This window comes from Burkholderia alba (genome assembly GCF_034721475.1).
Classification (GTDB): Bacteria; Pseudomonadota; Gammaproteobacteria; order Burkholderiales; family Burkholderiaceae; genus Burkholderia; species Burkholderia alba.
On the sequence record NZ_JAWJWL010000003.1, the window covers coordinates 1 to 16,633 of the forward strand.

At 68.3% G+C, this 16,633-nt stretch carries 14 protein-coding genes; 8 read left to right on the forward strand and 6 right to left on the reverse strand.

Annotated features, from left to right (window positions below; genetic code table 11):
- From RZR99_RS03370 to RZR99_RS03385, 4 genes are all read left to right on the forward strand, one after another.
- The coding region (locus tag RZR99_RS03370) for an activator protein (protein WP_323118334.1) at positions 1-437 on the forward strand (437 nt) is incomplete at its 5' end.
- Between the two features lie 217 nt (positions 438-654).
- Positions 655-1,155 carry an activator protein gene (locus RZR99_RS03375; protein WP_323118335.1) on the forward strand — a complete coding sequence of 167 codons (501 nt, stop codon included), beginning with the start codon at positions 655-657 and terminating at the stop codon, positions 1,153-1,155.
- A 516-nt stretch (positions 1,156-1,671) separates the two neighbouring features.
- Positions 1,672-2,685 (forward strand): hypothetical protein, encoded by a 1,014-nt coding sequence (locus RZR99_RS03380; protein ID WP_323118336.1) that lies wholly within the window; start codon positions 1,672-1,674, stop codon positions 2,683-2,685.
- Positions 2,686-2,778: 93 nt separating this feature from the next.
- The gene (locus RZR99_RS03385) at positions 2,779-3,579 is read left to right on the forward strand and encodes a class I SAM-dependent methyltransferase (RefSeq protein WP_323118337.1); all 801 of its coding nucleotides are present in this window, start codon (positions 2,779-2,781) and stop codon (positions 3,577-3,579) included.
- 66 nt (positions 3,580-3,645) lie between these two features.
- On the opposite strand, the gene RZR99_RS03390 is transcribed toward RZR99_RS03385, so the two are convergent.
- The gene (locus tag RZR99_RS03390; protein ID WP_323118338.1) at positions 3,646-4,653 is read right to left on the reverse strand and encodes a zinc-dependent alcohol dehydrogenase family protein; all 1,008 of its coding nucleotides are present in this window, start codon (positions 4,651-4,653) and stop codon (positions 3,646-3,648) included.
- Between the two features lie 209 nt (positions 4,654-4,862).
- On the opposite strand from RZR99_RS03390, the gene RZR99_RS03395 reads away from it, so the two are divergent.
- Together RZR99_RS03395 and RZR99_RS03400 are read left to right on the forward strand one after the other, a co-directional pair.
- Positions 4,863-5,273 (forward strand): winged helix-turn-helix transcriptional regulator, encoded by a 411-nt coding sequence (locus tag RZR99_RS03395; RefSeq protein WP_323118339.1) that lies wholly within the window; start codon positions 4,863-4,865, stop codon positions 5,271-5,273.
- Positions 5,274-6,024: 751 nt separating this feature from the next.
- Positions 6,025-9,387: a beta strand repeat-containing protein gene (locus RZR99_RS03400; RefSeq protein WP_323118340.1), complete on the forward strand. Its 3,363-nt coding sequence runs from the start codon at positions 6,025-6,027 to the stop codon at positions 9,385-9,387.
- A 251-nt stretch (positions 9,388-9,638) separates the two neighbouring features.
- On the opposite strand, the gene RZR99_RS03405 is transcribed toward RZR99_RS03400, so the two are convergent.
- Complete coding sequence (locus RZR99_RS03405; protein ID WP_323118341.1) at positions 9,639-10,874, reverse strand: peptidoglycan DD-metalloendopeptidase family protein; 1,236 nt, start codon at positions 10,872-10,874, stop codon at positions 9,639-9,641.
- A gap of 439 nt (positions 10,875-11,313) precedes the next feature.
- Here RZR99_RS03405 and dhaL point away from each other — a divergent pair, with 439 nt between their 5' ends.
- Positions 11,314-13,017, forward strand: coding sequence for a dihydroxyacetone kinase subunit DhaL (dhaL, locus tag RZR99_RS03410; RefSeq protein WP_323118342.1), 1,704 nt, complete (start codon positions 11,314-11,316; stop codon positions 13,015-13,017).
- A gap of 402 nt (positions 13,018-13,419) precedes the next feature.
- Here the strand turns inward: dhaL and RZR99_RS03415 are convergent, their stop codons facing one another.
- The 3 genes from RZR99_RS03415 to RZR99_RS03425 all read right to left on the reverse strand — a co-directional run bounded on the left by RZR99_RS03415 (position 13,420) and on the right by RZR99_RS03425 (position 15,990).
- A complete protein-coding gene (locus RZR99_RS03415) occupies positions 13,420-14,793 on the reverse strand; it encodes an MATE family efflux transporter (protein WP_323118343.1) in 1,374 nt (457 codons plus the stop codon).
- A 95-nt stretch (positions 14,794-14,888) separates the two neighbouring features.
- Entirely contained in the window at positions 14,889-15,341 is a 453-nt protein-coding gene (locus RZR99_RS03420) for a DUF1330 domain-containing protein (RefSeq protein WP_323118344.1), read from the reverse strand.
- A gap of 16 nt (positions 15,342-15,357) precedes the next feature.
- On the reverse strand, positions 15,358-15,990 hold the full coding sequence (locus RZR99_RS03425; RefSeq protein ID WP_323118345.1) for a DUF2239 family protein: 633 nt from the start codon (positions 15,988-15,990) through the stop codon (positions 15,358-15,360).
- A 216-nt stretch (positions 15,991-16,206) separates the two neighbouring features.
- Between RZR99_RS03425 and RZR99_RS03430 the strand changes: the two genes are divergently transcribed.
- Complete coding sequence (locus RZR99_RS03430; RefSeq protein WP_323118346.1) at positions 16,207-16,458, forward strand: hypothetical protein; 252 nt, start codon at positions 16,207-16,209, stop codon at positions 16,456-16,458.
- Positions 16,459-16,468: 10 nt separating this feature from the next.
- Here RZR99_RS03430 and RZR99_RS03435 read toward each other — a convergent pair whose 3' ends face one another.
- Positions 16,469-16,633 carry a hypothetical protein gene (locus RZR99_RS03435; protein ID WP_323118347.1) on the reverse strand — a complete coding sequence of 55 codons (165 nt, stop codon included), beginning with the start codon at positions 16,631-16,633 and terminating at the stop codon, positions 16,469-16,471.

Here is a 16,633-nt window from a genome sequence, read left to right on the forward strand (position 1 = left end):
TTGCAGCTGCGCCTGCCTTCGCCGTCACCGTGAGCCGTGCCGACGGTCAGCCGATGAACCCCAACGGCGAGCCGTTCTCCGCCACGGGCCCGACGACGCTCACCAAGGGCATCGGCCTGAACTGTACCGCGACGTTCAACGGTACGATCACCACGACCGGCATCGTCCAGATCACGTCGGCGACGTTTGCCGCCGGCAGCGCTCTGTGCGGCTCGATCTCCGCTGTCACGCCGTGGAGCGGCCAGGCCGACACCACGACGCAACTGACGATCAACAACGTGCAGGTCAACACCCCGCTGGGCGCATGCGGCCCGAGCAAGGTGGCGACGGCGTTCAGCAGCGCGAACTCGTCGTTGACGTTCAACAACTCGCAACTGTCCGGCGGCTGCAGCGTTTCGGGCACGGTCAACACGTCGCCGAAGTTCGTCGTTCAGTAAGCCGCGAGGCATTGGAGGGTCAGGCCGCTTCAGTGGATGGGTGGGCGTCCGGCGGATGCAGCGGGCGGGGGCAGGATGAACCGGCCGCCGCATTCGCCGGGAGGGCATCCACGTTCCGATTCGCGGGCGCGCAATCCCGGCGCCCGGGTGTGCTCCGGTTGTGCGTGTCGCGCGGAGCGACGGGAGGCGGGCCGACATTTACCGTGAGAGCGCTTCCATGAGCATTCGCAGAATCGCGTCGTCTATCGCGGTGTGGGTGTGGGCAGCGACGGCCGCGAGCCAGGCTTGCGCCGTGATCGTGACGCGGGCCGACGGCCAGCCGATGAATCCAGTCGGGGAGCCGTTTTCCATGAAAGGGCCGTTCACGATCAGCAAGGGAGCGATCCAGGCGAACTGCGTGATGACACTGAACGGCACGGTCGGGCCGACGGGCGTCCTGACGGTCACGTCAGCGCAGTTCGCGGGCGCCGGGCTGTGCGCGCTGGCGACGGGGAGTGCCAATAGCGCTCTACCGTGGACCGGGCAGTTCGACAACACGTTTCGCTTACAGCTCAACAACATGGCGTTGAGCGTCAACCTGCTCGGCGGCTGCGGTCCGGGTATCGTCGCGGCGAACTGGACCAATCCCTCGTCGGCGACGTTCGTGAACGCCGTGCTGTCGCCGAATTGCGAGGTGGCGGGCAGCCTGGTGACGTCGCCGCAGTTGCAGGTGCAGTAACGCAGCAGCATGCCTTGAGTTCTGGCGATGTGGCGCCTGTCGATCACAGGCCGCGATGCGCGATGAAAGCGCGATGCGCACGGGATGGCCAAGAGCCATCTTGCGTGTATCGCCGCGAGCCGTACCGGATGTCGTCTTGCGCGTGCAAGACCGCCCGTCCCGTGAACCGGGCGTACAGGGCGGCGTGGCGGGATGACGTTCGTGATGAGTTGCGGGGTCCGGCACGCTGCCGAGAGCGTGTCGGCCGCCCTGCTGCGCGTCACCCGGCGAGCGACATGAGCACGTGGTGCGGGAGTACCGGCAGACGGGCGGTACGCGGGTGGAGGCCAACGCTCGCGCGCTGTCGAGTCCGAACATGGGGCCTATAACGAATCGTTCCTGGCGCAGTGCCGATCCAGCGGGCGATCCCGGGCAGCTTGCCGCCGGCGTAGGGCGCAAGAGCCTGCGCACGGCATTCAGCAGGGGTTGTCGCCCGGGATGCGGATCGCGATCTGCGTTGTTTTACTTGGATGACCCATGCTCACCTACAACACTCAGTATGGTTACGCCAACAGCCTGCCCCTCGACCGTCTGCGCACGGCCGCCTGGGTTCAGCATCTGCTGGATCGCCTGGAGCGGGTCGCGCACGCGATGATCGCGGGCGGCGACGCCGGCATGGCGGAGGCGGGCCGCGCGACGCTCGATCGTCTGCGCGTGAACGCGCCGCGCGACGCGAGTCTTCTCGATCCGCTCTTCACGGCGGTCCTGGGCAACGACGGGCGTCACGGCAACCGGTCCGGCACCGCGTACGGCAGCTTTGCCGGCGCGCCCGCGCGGCGCGAGCTGCTGCTCGTCGAGCGCTACGTGCCCGGGTCGAAGCACGCATTCGACGCCGCGCACGGCGTGATGCACGCGTATGCGTCGCGCGATCAGGAAGTCGGCTGGGCCGCGCTCGAATCGATCGAGGCGGGCATCGGGCGGCCCGCCCCGGCGGGCGAAGACGGCGAGCCGGTGAGCGCCGTGCGCGCCGCGCGCAACGAGGGGCTGCCGGCGGGACGGATCATCGACGGTGCGATCGGGCGGACGTGGCAGCCCGACGAATCGACGCGGCGCTTCGATGAAATGGTCGCGCTCGTCGACTTCGCGGCAGCGATCGCGGCCGATACGCCCGTCACGCTGGCGGCCTACGGCGGCGACTACAACAGCGTGGCGTGCGCGATCCGCGGCGACCGGAGCGATCTCGCGTCGGTCGACGGTCTGCTCGCCGCGCTGGCGGTGTGCCGTCTCGAGCAACTGACCGATGCGGGGAGTTTCTGGACGTACTACCTGCTGGCCGGCATCGTGATCGCGTCGCCGGACGCGATGCGCGAAATGGGCACGCACTTTTACGACGATGCGTGGCGGTGCTGGATCGATGCGCTGCTGGCGCTGCCCGCGAGCGGAGAACTGGGCCACGGCGAAGAGGAGGCGCTGTCGCAGCTCGAGGCGTCGATGAGCTTCGTTGCCCGCCGCAACCCGATCGTTCATACGCGGCGCAAGCCGATCCGCTAGGCGAAGCGGCGCGGGCCGTTTCGCGCGGAGCGGGAAATATCTGGCATGCTGGCGGTTCCGTTTTCCGCCACCCGTCTCCGTCGAGGCCGGACCATGTCACTGGACAGCATGCAAGTCGCATCGCCGCTTACAGACTGCAAGTGTTGCGACGGCGCGAGCCGCTTGTGCGGGGTGGTCGATTTCTCGCGCTGCGGCGCCGATCATCAGGCCGGCGCGAAGGTCGATCCGTTTGCCGGCGTGCCGGTGTACTACTACCGCTGCGAGGCGTGCGGTTTCGTGTTCACCCGCGCGCTCGACGCGTGGACGCATGAGGATTACGCCGCGCATATCTATAACGACGACTATGTGCGGCACGACCCCGACTACCTGGGCAAGCGGCCGTCCGAGAACGGGGAGATGATCGCGAAGAACTTCCCGGAGATGGCGGAGGCGAACCTGCTGGATTTCGGCTCGGGTCTGGGATTGCTCGAAAAGGAACTGAAGGCCCGCGGATTCGGCCGGGTCGATTCCTACGACCCCTATACGGCGAGCGCCGCCGCGCGCGCGAGCCTGGCCGCCGCTTACCGGACGGTGTTGGCGTTCGAGGTGTTCGAGCATCATCCGCAGCCGCGCGCGCTGATGGCGGAGCTGGCGGGTTTTCTCGACGACGACGGCGCGGTGCTGTTCAGCACGATGATGGCCGGCGACGCGGTGATGGCGGAAGGGATCGAGCGGTGGTGGTACTGCGCGCCGCGCAACGGACATATCTCGTTCTTCGCGCCGCGCACGCTGGCGCGGCTTGCCGCGCAGCATGGGCTCGTGGCGGGCTCGTTCAACGAGAATTTCCATTTCTTCTACAAGCGGTCGCTGCCCGCATGGGCCGCCCGTTTCTCGCACCAGATCTGTTCTCTCTGATGCCGCTCGGCGGCGCGGCGCCCGCATGCGGTGCCGTGCCGCCGGATCATGCCGCGCTCGGGCGCATCAGATCGACAGGCAGATCTTGCCGAAGTGCTTGCCGTCCGCCTGGTGGCGGAACGCGTCCGCGATCTCGTCGAGTGCGAAGGTACGGTCGATCACCGGTCGGAAGCGGCTTGCCTCGAGCGCGCGGATCATGTCGATCTGGTGTTGCCGGCTGCCGACGATGAGCCCCTGCAGCTTTTGCTGGCGCGTCATCAGCGTGACGGTGGACACCGGGCCCGCGATGCCGGTCAGCACGCCGATCAGCGCGATGTGGCCGCCGATCCGGCAGGCCTGGATCGACTGGTTCAGGGTGTCGGGGCCGCCGACTTCGATGACGTAATCGACGCCGCGTCCGCCCGTGAATTCCAGCACCTTTGCCGCCCAGTCGGTGTCGCGGCGATAGTTGACGACGTGATCGGCGCCGAGCGCGCGTGCCCGCTCGAGCTTCTCGTCCGACGACGACGTGACGATCACCGTCGCGCCCATCTGCTTGGCGAACTGCAGTGCGAAGATCGATACGCCGCCGGTGCCGAGCACGAGCACGCTGTCGCCGGCCTTCAGGTTGCCGTCGACGACGAGCGCGCGCCAGGCGGTCAGGCCTGCGGTGGTGAGCGTCGCGGCTTCCGCGTGGCTGTAGCCCTTCGGCGCGCGCGTGAACCCATGCGCGGGCAGCACGACGTATTCGCGTGCGTAGCCGTCGACGCCGTCGCCCGGTGTCGTCGCGAAATCCGCGACGTTCGGGCCGCCGTCCAGCCATTGCGGGTAGAAGCCCGACACGACGGCATCGCCGACGGCGAATTCCGTGACGCCTTCGCCGATCGCTTCGACGACGCCGGCGCCGTCGGACATCGGGATGCGGCCGTCGGCGGCCGGCAGCCGGCCGGTGACGACGCCGAGGTCGTGATAGTTGAGCGAACTGGCGTGGATGCGCACGCGGATCTCGCCGGCGCGCGGGGCGCCCGGATCGGGCAGCGTGACGCGTTCCAGATGGTCGAGGCCGCCGGGGGCGCGCAGGGTAATGGCTTTCATGTCGGAGTGGTTCCTTGAGTGTGGCGGACGACGGGCGCAGGCAATGCGACCCGGGTGTCCGGATGGAGAACGGGAGGGCACGCCGTTCGTCTCGCCGGCTGCCGCATGGCGACGGGCGGCGGCGAGTCACCCAATTGTCGGCGGGTACGTCGAATATCGCAAGAACGTACAATTAACGCCGGTACTATCAAACATGTAGGTATATGGCCATGCGACCGAAACGTCTGGACAGCAAGAGCGGGTGCGCCGTCGAAGTCACCTTGTCCGTCATCGGCGGATTGTGGAAGCCGGTGATCCTGTTTCATCTGATGAAGGAAAAGAAGCGTTTCATGGAGCTGACCCGCCTGATGCCGAGTACCACGCAACGGATGCTGACGCTGCAGCTGCGCGAGCTGGAGGCCGACGGCATCATCGTGCGGCATGTCTATCCGCAAATCCCGCCGAAGGTCGAGTACGAGCTGACGCCGTTCGGCGCGACGCTCACGCCGGTGTTGATCAGCCTGCGCGAATGGGGCGAGACGTACCAGACACGCCGCGCGCGCGGCGCGTCCTCCGATGCCGCGGAGCCGGCGCAGGCCGGAGCGAGGAAGCGCGCCGCGCGGACGCAGCGGGCGGCGTGATGGCGACCGGCGCGCGCCGCCGGTGTCACGTCGTTCCTTTTGTGTCGTGTTGCGCGCCAGCCATGCCGACCTCGTCTTGCGTGGAGGCCGGCGGATCGTTCCGCCGATCGATTCGCGCCCTGAGCGCCGCTCACAATTTGCAATCCGAATCATTTATTTCCGGATCCCGGGAGTGCCGGGGTGCTGAAGCCGCGCTTATCCGTCGATGAAGGCGAATGTGTGACGCGTGTGGATTTATGCGGTTTATCCGCGATTTTCGGTACTTGAAATCCATTCGGATATTTCCGCTATTTCTGCTCGATCTACAACGTGGATATCCGTGCCGGAACGGCGGCCGTGTAGTGCCCGATGCGGAGCGGAGCGGGGTATCGGGCCATATTGACCTGCATGATTAGTGCCGCGATTTTTTCAATTTCCCGGATTGGGGACAGTCAGTTTCCGTGTACGGGAAAGATGCGATTCGAATCGGCATTTCATATAGGGATGCGAAATCGTTTTCGAACGGGCGGATGTAACGGAGCGCGGCCGTCGCGTTACGTTACGGGTAGGGTAACGCCGATGAGGGTTTCCATCGATCTGTGCGGCGGGCGTCCCGTATCGGGCAATTTAATTGTTCGTATCTTTGGTTTGGCGGGCAGATCGTCAAGACGTGCATAGCGCCTTCTCGCTGGCATGCTCCCTGCAGTGACCTCCGGGCCGTATCCACGGCAGTCCAACCGACATGAGGTCAGACATGAATAAAACTTTCAAATTGACGAATCTTGCGCTGTCCGCCGCGGCGGCATTCGGGATGGCGGCGGGCGCACCGGCCCATGCAGGGACGGTGGATATCCTGCCGTTGCCGGCGGCGATCGGGAGCATCGACCTGGCCGGCACGCCCGCGGGTGCGGGCACGATCGGGGGCGGAGCGTTGGGAGGCAGCGCAAGCATCGGCGGGGCGGGGGCGGCCGGTGTGGGCGTGACGATCGGCAATCCGGCGGGCGGTCAGGGTATCGCGATCAACGTGGGCGCGACCGGCTCGGCGAATGCGTCGATCAGTATCGGCAGCGGCCTGGTCGGGCCACTGGAAGGAACGGTCAGTACGGTGGTTGGCGCGCTCGGCGGCGCCGACCCCGTGGGAGCGGTAGGCGGCGCGGTCAACACCGCGGTAGGCGCGGTGAGCGGCGCATTGGGCGGGGCCAACGGCGCACTGGCGCCGGTGACGGGAGCGGTTAATACGGTTGTTGGTTCGCTGGGCAGTGGGAATCCGGTGGGCGCATTGAACGGCGCAATCGGTACGGTGACAGGCGCGCTGGGTAATCCGAGCGGTGCACTGGCTCCGGTGACGGGCGCAGTGAATAGCGTCGTGAGCACGCTGGCCGGTGCCGCTGGCAGCAACCCGATCGCTCCGATCACGAGCATCGTGAACGGCCTGGGCAGCGCATTGCCGGTGGGTAATCTCGGGAATCCGGTGGGTGCGTTGAACGGCGCAATCGGTACGGTGACAGGCGCGCTGGGCAACCCGAGCGGCGCACTGGCGCCGGTGACCGGCGCAGTAAACAACGTCGTGAGCACGCTGGCCGGTGCCGCTGGCGGCAACCCGATTGCTCCGATCACGAGCATCGTGAACGGCCTGGGCAGTGCATTACCGGTGGGCAATCTCGGCAATCCGGTGGGTGCGTTGAATGGTGCGATCGGCACGGTGACCGGCGCGCTGGGTAATCCGAGCGGCGCACTGGCTCCGGTGACCGGTGCAGTGAACAACGTGGTGAGCACGTTGACCGGAGCCGCCGGCGGCAACCCGATTGCTCCGATCACGAGCATCGTGAACGGCCTGGGCAGTGCATTACCGGTGGGCAATCTCGGCAATCCGGTGGGTGCGTTGAATGGTGCGATCGGCACGGTGACCGGCGCGCTGGGTAATCCGAGCGGCGCACTGGCTCCGGTGACCGGTGCAGTGAACAACGTGGTGAGCACGTTGACCGGTGCCGCCGGCGGCAACCCGATTGCTCCGATCACGAGCATCGTGAACGGCCTGGGCAGTGCATTACCGGTGGGCAATCTCGGCAATCCGGTGGGCGCGTTGAATGGCGCAATCGGTACGGTGACAGGCGCGCTGGGTAATCCAAGCGGTGCCCTGGCGCCGGTGACGGGCGCAGTGAACAACGTCGTGAGCACGCTGGCCGGCGCCGTCGGCAACAACCCGATTGCTCCGATCACGAGCATCGTGAACGGCCTGGGCAGTGCATTGCCGGTGGGCAACCTCGGCAATCCGGTGGGTGCGTTGAACGGTGCGATCGGTACGGTGACGGGCGCGCTGGGTAATCCGAGCGGCGCACTGGCTCCGGTGACCGGTGCAGTGAACAACGTGGTGAGCACGTTGACCGGTGCCGCCGGCGGCAACCCGATTGCTCCGATCACGAGCATCGTGAACGGCCTGGGCAGTGCATTGCCGGTGGGCAACCTCGGCAATCCGGTGGGTGCGTTGAACGGTGCGATCGGTACGGTGACGGGCGCGCTGGGTAATCCGAGCGGCGCACTGGCTCCGGTGACCGGTGCAGTGAACAACGTGGTGAGCACGTTGACCGGTGCCGCCGGCGGCAACCCGATTGCTCCGATCACGAGCATCGTGAACGGCCTGGGCAGTGCATTACCGGTGGGCAACCTCGGCAATCCGGTGGGCGCGTTGAATGGCGCAATCGGTACGGTGACAGGCGCGCTGGGTAATCCAAGCGGTGCCCTGGCGCCGGTGACGGGCGCAGTGAACAACGTCGTGAGCACGCTGGCCGGCGCCGTCGGCAACAACCCGATTGCTCCGATCACGAGCATCGTGAACGGCCTGGGCAGTGCATTGCCGGTGGGCAACCTCGGCAATCCGGTGGGCGCATTGAACGGCGCAATCGGCACGGTGACAGGCGCGCTGGGCAACCCGAGCGGCGCACTGGCGCCGGTGACGGGCGCAGTGAACAGCGTCGTGAGCACGCTGGCCGGTGCCGCTGGCAGCAACCCGATCGCTCCGATCACGAGCATCGTGAACGGCCTGGGCAGTGCATTACCGGTGGGCAACCTCGGCAATCCGGTGGGCGCATTGAACGGCGCAATCGGCACGGTGACAGGGGCGCTGGGCACCCCGAGCGGCGCACTGGCTCCGGTGACGGGCGCAGTGAACAGCGTCGTGAGCACGCTGGCCGGTGCCGCTGGCAGCAACCCGATCGCTCCGATCACGAGCATCGTGAACGGCCTGGGCAGTGCATTGCCGGTGGGCAACCTCGGCAATCCGGTGGGTGCGTTGAACGGCGCAATCGGCACGGTGACAGGGGCGCTGGGCAACCCGAGCGGCGCACTGGCTCCGGTGACCGGTGCAGTGAACAACGTGGTGAGCACGTTGACCGGTGCCGCCGGCGGCAACCCGATTGCTCCGATCACGAGCATCGTGAACGGCCTGGGCAGTGCATTGCCGGTGGGCAACCTCGGCAATCCGGTGGGTGCGTTGAACGGCGCAATCGGCACGGTGACAGGCGCGCTGGGCAACCCGAGCGGCGCACTGGCGCCGGTGACCGGCGCAGTGAACAACGTCGTGAGCACGCTGGCCGGCGCCGTTGGCAGCAACCCGATTGCTCCGATCACGAGCATCGTGAACGGCCTGGGCAGTGCATTGCCGGTGGGCAACCTCGGCAACCCGGTAGGCGCATTGAACGGCGCAATCGGTACGGTGACGGGCGTGTTGTCCGGTGCGGGCGGCACAGCCGGCCCGGTGGGCGGCCTCGTGACTACCGTGGCAGGCTCGCTGACTGGCGTGGCGGGCGGCGGGGCGGCGGCGGTGGGTCAGATCGGCGGCGCGGCGGCCTCGCTGATCGGCTCGACCGCGGGCGCGACGGGCAACTTGCTGACTTCGAGCGCCAACGCGGTCGGCACCGTCGCGAATGCGGCGGGCTCGCTCGCGACGACGGGCGCGGCGGCCACCAGCACGGTCGTCACCGCGGTGGGATCGACGGCGGGCACCGTTGCCGCGACGATACCGAGTCTCACGATCGGGCTGTCGAATCCGTCCGCACACTCCAATGGCGCATCGGCCAATCCGCTCGCGCCGGTGACGTCGCTGATCTCGACGCTGACGGGGGCATTGCCGAAGTGACGCGCTCCACGGCGCATCCCGGCACACGCCGTTGATGCGCCGTGGATTGCCGCGCAAGAAAATCGGCGCGGCACAAGGCGGTATGGCATGCCATACCGCCTTTTTCACGAACGGCGCCCGCACGGGTCAAAGCGCATGCCCGCGAAGCACGTCCCCTGCGCGAGATCCGATCTCGCGAGCGATGACCGCCTCGCTCGCCGCGACGCATGCCCGACCGGCACAGCCGCCGCCGCGCATTCGCGAGCCCGGCGTCAGCCGCCGCAGGCCGGCACGACGGGATCGTTGCTGCCGGTATAGAGGAATCCGTCCGAGACCCACTGGTTCGAGCTGAGCCGATACCACAGCCGCGTCGCGCCCCAATTGCCTTGCACCGAATCGCCATAGGCGGAACAGGCGAGCTGCACCGTGTCGCCGTTCGCCGCAGTACCGACGACCGACGCGGACAGCGACGGCGCGCTGCGCAGATTGACCGGACCGGGCGACCGGATCGGCGCCGCGACCGGCGGAGTGGGGTCGGGCGGGCCGCCGGGATCGTCGGCGCCGTAGTTGGTCAGCGACGCCTGCACGGAGACGCGCCGCTGGTTCCTGACCGCATACCCCGCATACGCGTTGGGTCCTTCGAAGAACTGCCAGCCGCCGATCGTCTTGCCGGTCACCGGGATGTCGTTGCCGTCCTGGCTCAACGACAGATGCACATGCGCGCCGGTGGTGTGTCCGCCGCACGGCAGCGCATTGCCGATCCGTCCGAGGTACTCGCCCTGGCGGACGCGCGCGCCGTTGGCGACCGAGGCGAGCTGAACCATGTGGTAGTACGTGGTCGCATAGCCGTTGTCGTGGACGAGCTTCACGATCGCGCTACCGTTGCGCTCGCAACTTCTGTACAGATACCCGTCCCGTGCGGCGAGCACGCGGCCGTCGCCGCCGGAAAAATCCAGCGAATTGTACGGACGGTTCTCGCCGCTCCAGCCGTGCGCGCCGCCGGTCCAGTACCACGCGGTGTCCCGCTGCCAGGGCAGCGCGAGTCCGGTCTGTCCCGGTGCGGCTCTGGACGGCGCGGCAGGTCGCGTGCTTCGCGTGTCGAGATGCGCGCGTTCGGCATCGTCCACGAGCGTGGACGGCACGGCTCGCAACAGCGCGGCGAACGCGTCGCTGCCTTCCAGGCCGACCTGCCATGCGCCGTCCGCGCGCCGGGCGAGAAACAGCTTCGTCACGGGATCGGCGGGCGTTCCATCGGCCACGACCTGCGTGGCGGTGCCCAGCACCCAGCCGGCAGCGTCATCCGAGCGGATTGTTTCGATGGCGGCGCCGTCGGTGGCGATGGGGGGAGGCGCCTGTTTGTCGAGCCGCGCGGAGAATGCATGCAAGACCGCGCGTTGCAGGTCCGGCGCTTCGACAGGTGCTGCGTGGACGAAGCCGCAAACGCAGGCGGCTAGCAGGGGGGCGATGAAGCGAGGTCTGAACGGGGAACGCGGATCAAGCGATGCCATGGAGTCTCCTGGTCGAGGGTCGGCGAGATCTGACGAAATCCTTACGCTCTGAGAACCATAGTGAAGTATTTGTAAAAGTAAACCTGGCCGATATGAACGAGCGCAATCCGTGTGCACCGATGCGGATTGTTTCGGTTCGGGTACCGCGTGCGGCGCGCCGGATGAAACAACTCGCGGCGTTGCGTCCGTCTGCTGATTGAGGATTGCCGATGCGGCAAACGCCTGCGACAGACGACCGGCGGACCGTGGGCAGATCGCGCCGACGGATGCGCGTCTTCGCATGCAGCGGGCGATACGCCGGAAGGCCGTATAGTGGCTGGCGTGCATCGTGCGATGCGCCGTGCGAGATCCCGGTGCGGCGAGCCGCGAGCCGGCGCGCGATGGAACCGCCATTCGAGGCATCCGAGAGACAAGGGCCGAGCGCCCGCAAAGGACGGACATGAAGAAACTGATCAACGAGGTGTCGAACGTCGTTCCCGACATGCTGAACGGCCTCGTCGCGCTGAATCCCCATCTGGCGCTGCTGCAGGGCAAGACGATCGTCGTACGCGCGGATGCCGACGCGGCCGCGTCGCGCGGCGAGGTCGCGCTGATCTCCGGCGGCGGCTCGGGCCATGAGCCCGCGCACGGCGGCTACGTCGGCGCGGGCATGCTGAGCGCGGCGGTCGCGGGCGAGGTGTTCACGTCGCCGTCGACCGATGCGGTGCTCGACGCGATCCGCGCGGTCGCCGGCGCGGCCGGGGTGCTGCTGATCGTGAAGAACTACACGGGCGACCGGCTGAACTTCGGCCTTGCCGCGGAGATCGCCCGTGCGGAAGGCATCCCCGTCGAGATGGTGGTGGTGGCCGACGATGTCGCGTTGTCCGCGCACGGCGAACATGCGGGGCGGCGCGGCCTCGCGGGCACCGTGCTCGTGCACAAGATCGCCGGCGCGGCCGCGGCGGAAGGGCGGCCGCTCGCCGAGGTCGCGCAGGCGGCGCGCGACGCCGCCGCGGCGCTCGGCACGATGGGCGTCGCGCTTACGCCGTGCACCGTGCCCGCCGCCGGCAAGCCGGGGTTCGCGCTCGACGACGGCGAGATCGAATGGGGCCTCGGCATCCACGGCGAAGCCGGCATCGAGCGCGGCGCGCTCGCGCCGGCCGACGCGATCGTCGCCCGGCTGCTCGCGCGGATCGGGGACGACCTGAAGCTCGCGCGCGGCGAACGGGTGGCGCTGCTGGTCAACAATCTGGGCGGCACGCCCTCCAGCGAACTCGACATCGTCGCGGACGCCGCGCTGCGCGATCTGGCCGGCAAAGGCGTGCGGGTCGAGCGGGCCTGGGCCGGCACGTTCCTCAGCGCGCTCGACATGGCGGGCGTTTCGCTGACGGTGCTGCGCGTGGACGATGCGCGGCTCGCATGGCTCGATGCCGCGTCGCGCACGAGCGCGTGGCCGGCGCTCGGCGGCCGGCTCGCACCGGTGTCGGCGAAGGCGGCACCGGTTGCGCCGGCGCATGCATCGAGTGCGCGGCTCGCGCGCGATGCGGCGTTGCGCCGCGCGATCGAGGCTGTCTGCGCGCGCCTGCTGGCGTCGGAGGCCGTGCTGACGGACATGGATCAGCGCGTCGGCGACGGCGACCTCGGCATCAGCCTGTCGCGCGCGTCGCACGGCGTGCTCGACGAGATCGACGGCTGGCCGTCGGCGGACGAACCGGCCGCGGTGCTGCGCGCGATGTCGACGACGATTCGGCGGGTCGTCGGCGGTACGTCCGGTCCGCTATACGCGATCATGCTGATGCGTGCGGCGGCGGCGCTCGACGGCGTGCGCGTGCCGGACATGCACGCGTGGACGAAAGCGTTCGCGGCGGCGGTCGCGGGCGTGATGGAACTGGGCGGCGCGCGGCCGGGCGACCGCACGATGGTCGACGCGCTGCAGCCGGCCGTCGATGCGCTGCGGGCATCGCTGGCCGCCGGGTCCGATGCGACGAGCGCGTTGCGCGCGGCCACCGATGCGGCGGTCGAGGGCGCCGTGCGTACCGCGTCGATGACCCCGCGCCGCGGACGCTCCAGCTATATCGGCGAGCGGGCGCTCGGTCATGCCGATCCCGGCGCGCATGCGGTGGGGCTGTGGCTCGCGGCGATCCGCGACGAACTCGCGCGCTAGATTCGGCGGACGAGGGGCTGCGGCATGCCGTGAGCGGCGGTGGCGGCGCGCTTCGCGCGGCGCGAGGGCCGTCGCTCGCGGATCCGACGATGCGCGTCGCGGACAAAGCGCATTACGTTCGCCGGTACCGCCCGTCAGAGACGGGTCCAGAGACGAGACCGTGCTTCCGTCCAGGACGATGCGAGAAGCGTTTTCCCGCATCGTCCTGACTCGATCGACACCGTTTCCGATCGGCCGTTTGTGAAGGCGGACGCACCTGCGTGAGCCGGAGTCAGGAGATTTGCAGTCCTATTCGGATCAGATAAGGCCCGCATCATGCCTTCGCATCGCATCGCATCGCATCGCTTGGCGCTTCGAAGACGCGGTGCGCGGGACTCGCGCGGTGGCTTCGCTTCCCGCGCGTCACACCAGCCGCCGAATCGACCGGCGACGCCAGATCAGCCGATAGCAGCCCGTCTGAAGCACGAGCATCGCGACGAAGGTCAGCGCATAGGCCCACCAGATGCCGGATATGCCGATGAGGGCGTTTAATCGGAACGCGGCCGGCAGCTCGATGCACAGGATCGCGCCGATGCCGAGCGCGGTCGGGAGGAGGACCGCGCCGCTCGCTCGCATGGCCCCGACCAGCACGTTCGCGAAGCCGAGCACGACGACGCTCCACGCGACGATATGCAGCAGCCGCAATGCCAGCGCGGCGACCTGCGGATCGGCCAGAAACCAGCCGACGATCGTCGGCGCGAGCCAGTACGCGGCCGCGACGAAGCCGCCCGTGACGGCGAGATTCAGCCACAGGCCGGTCCGGACGATCGCGCCGATTCGCTCCGCGCGGCCGGCGCCGATCGCGTGCGACGAGAGGATCGCGGTGGTGATGCCGAGCGACATCGCCGGCAGTTGCATCCAGCTCATGACCTGGTTGACTGCGCCATACGCGGCGGTCGCGGTCGAACCGTGACGATTGACGAGGCCGAGCAGCGCCATCTCCGCGAGCGCCATCGTCATCATCTGCAGCGACGACGGAATGCCGATCTTCAGGATCTTCGGGGCGAGCGTGCGATCGATGCGCACCTGCCGCAGCAGCGCCCGATCGGGCGCCAGCGGATGCGCGTCGCGGTGCCAGCGCCACGTCGTCCAGATCATCGCGAGCGCGAATGCGAGCAGGGTCGATACGGCCGCGCTCGCGACGCCGAGACGCGGCAATCCGCCCCAACCGCGAATCAGCGCCGGCGTGAGGACCAGCGCAAGCGCGGTGGCGAGCGTCAGCGTCCACAGCGGCGTTACCGCATCGCCGACGCCGCGGCTCATCGACGTGATCAGCCACAGCAGGAAGACGATCGGCATGCCGAGCAGCATCAGCTGCGCATAGCGCGCCGCGTCGGCGAGCACGTTGGAGGGCGTGCCGAGCAACCGCATGAGCGGCGCGGCGCAGACGCCGCCGATCAGGCTGACCGCGACCCCTGCGCACAGCATCAGCGCGAGTGCCGTGCCGGCGATCGCGCGCACTGTCGCACGGTCGCCGGCGCCCCAAGCCTGGCCGATCAGCACGGTGGCGCCGCTGCTCAGGCCGATGACGATCGCGAGCAGCAGGAAGAACACAGGGAAGAACGCCGACACGGCCGCGATCGCATCGATGCCGAGCATCTGGCCGAGGTAGATGCCGTCGAGTGTACCCGAGGCGGATTGCAGGATGTTGGTCAGCATCATCGGCGCGAGGATGGCCAGATAGATGCGCGATAGCGGCCGGTTGGGCGGTGTGGCGAGCATGGTTTGCGTGGACATGCGGATTCCTCGGGCAAGGCGAGATCCTGTCGGTGCGGCGGTCCGACCGATGGAGGGGGCAGCGAGACGGAAAGCGGTGCCGGCGGCGCGCCGGTTCAGTGCGGGATCGCGAACGCGGATCGTGCCGATAGCGGCAGCAATCGCGTGTCTTCGACGGCCGCGGTGCGGTGGCCGATGCCCGCGAGATAGGCGCGATGGGACGCGAACGCCAGGAAGGACTCGGCACTGTGCTGACGCACCAGCATCGCGAGATCCCAGCGTTCGGCGGGCGGCCCGATCAGCCACGGACCGCCCGCGCCGACGAGCATCAGCTCGCCGCCCGTTTCGCGCAGGTAAGGCAGCGTGTGCGCGAGATAGCGTTCGAATGCCGCCGCGCCGCTGATCGGCGCGGCCGGCGCGAGCTCGGGCGTGGCCGAATAGTCGGCCACGTCGCGCAGGCGCAGCAGGTTCAGCATCAGGATGGGCCCGTCCATTTGCCGCATGACGAATGCGCGGCCGGACTCCCGGGTGGGATCGAGGTAGCGGACGGCCGGGTCGGAATGGATCATGGATCTGGACTCCTCGTCAATCGTTCCGGGCCGTCGTCGCGTCGTCGCCGCCGAAGGCGAGCCAGCGTGCGTGATCGCGCACGTCGGCCGGCCATGCCGCGACGCAGGCGTCGAAGCGCGACACATCGTTCGCGAACAGCGCGCGCGAAGCTTCCTCGAAGCCCGGCAGATCGCCCGCGAGCGCCGACATGAAGTGATACGCGCGTTCATGCGCGAGCCGGATCCGGTCGCGCTCGCCGTGTTGACGGCGCGCTTCGTCGACCAGCTTGCGCAGTACCACGGACGCGCCGCCCGGCTGGGTCGCCAGCCAATCCCAGTGTCTCGGCAGCAGCGTGACTTCGCGGGCGACCACGCCGAGCTTGGGGCGGCCCCGGCCGCGTGGTTGATCGGGCTGCGCGGCGGCATCGTCCGCATCGACCGGGCCGATGGCCTCCGGTTCGGCGAAGCGCGCGCGCATCTCCGCGTCCGTGCCGCGCATATCGATGTCGATCGAGCGGCCGGTGCGGTTGTCGAAGATCAGCACCGGACCGGCCGCGTGTCGGTCGAGCGCTTGCCTGGCCGCAACGGCGATCGTCGCCAGCGACCCGGAGGCGATGCGGCGATGGCCGTCGAAACTGGTGTACGGATGAGAATTCGGATAGTGGGCCACGGCGGACTCCGGTCGAGACAGTGCGAGAATAATACCCGGGTATTATTCTTGAATCAATATCACCCGGGTAAAAATTAAAAACTACCGCCTGACCTTTGCGGGTGGGGATTGCCGCTGCGCGCGGACGGGATGCCCGCTCGCTCGTGCGGGATCGCGCCGCCGCATCTGGGCGGGCGGACGTATCCGAGGAGATGTCGCCTCGTTCAGGAGCCGATCATGAAAGCAGCGCAGCGGGCGATGGCGTTATCGATGCTGGGAGCCGCGTGCGGCTGGGCGCAGGCGGGCGGGCCAGGCGGCGGCAACGTGCCCGGCGCGGCGACGGCCGGCATGACTGACCGGGGCGATCCGGTCGACGGACCGAATGCGCGTTATGCGGTACCCGCGGAGATGAGCGGCATGGCGGCGGATCGCGGCCAGGCGCCGCGGCGGATGACGCCGCCCGCCCGGCGGCCCGACGGCGGGCAATGAGCCGGCGCGCTCAATCCTTCCGGTGGATCAGGAAAATGCCGGCGATGACGGCGAGCACGAGCAGCGAAATACTCGACGCCGTGTTCGCGCGCAGGAAGTCGAATGCCGGATGCCTCACGTAGTACATGAGGGAAAGCAGGATCAGAACGGTAAAGCCGTGTCGCGCATGCTTCAT